Consider the following 279-nt stretch of genomic DNA (forward strand, 5'->3'; position numbering starts at 1 on the left):
GGCCTGACTGGCGATCGCGACCATTTCCACGTTCTCGCCGGTCACGAGCGGCAGGATGCGGCCGTCAACGTGCGGCGGCGTCGCGAAGAGCGCCTGGTTCGGCGCAAAGCCGATGATCCGGCAAGGATGCCCGACTACAGACAAACTTGATTGGCCGCAATACTGGGCGGACGCCGTAGACGGGGTCATCTCAAGATCCGGAAATTTGCGCACGTTAAGCTGCACGTGCCCTGACCGGGTGCGCCGGGCTACCCAGCGGGTAATCGCCAGCGTGAGCAG

Annotated in this window: 1 protein-coding gene; it reads right to left on the reverse strand. The window is 64.2% G+C overall.

Annotation, left to right across the window (positions count from 1 at the left end):
• Positions 1-279, reverse strand: a 279-nt coding sequence (locus SB679_RS23865) for a hypothetical protein (protein ID WP_410704731.1), incomplete at both ends; no start/stop codon positions are given.

It is taken from the genome of Chryseobacterium sp. SIMBA_029, assembly GCF_046535275.1.
GTDB lineage: Bacteria > Bacteroidota > Bacteroidia > Flavobacteriales > Weeksellaceae > Chryseobacterium.